This is a genomic window from Amycolatopsis sp. 505, from assembly GCF_031625235.1.
Classification (GTDB): Bacteria; Actinomycetota; Actinomycetes; order Mycobacteriales; family Pseudonocardiaceae; genus Amycolatopsis.
On the sequence record NZ_JACKQP010000041.1, the window covers coordinates 1 to 296 of the forward strand.

1 pseudogene is annotated in these 296 nt (G+C 69.6%); it reads left to right on the forward strand.

Annotation, left to right across the window (positions count from 1 at the left end):
* Positions 1-296, forward strand: a pseudogene (locus tag H5965_RS46050) (magnesium transporter); the annotation flags it as partial.

Below are 296 nucleotides of genomic sequence, written 5' to 3' on the forward strand. Positions count from 1 at the left end.
CGTGCTAAAGGTCGCCGGCGGGGTGGCCTACAACCTCGTCGTCCTCTCCGTGCTCGCCGGGGTGCACGCCCTGCTGCTGCAAGCCATCTTCGACGCCGTCAACTCGCTGAACATGCTCACGCAGATGGTGCTCGCCGGGCTCATCACCGTGCTGCTGTTCATGGTCGGGCGGCCGGTGCGCCGGCTGTGGCAGATGGTCGAGTTGTCGGTCAGCATGGTCGGCGCCGCGGTGCCGTCGCCCGGCGGCGGGATCTTCTCCCGGTTCCGGCGCACCAAGAACGGCCCGACCCCGCAGG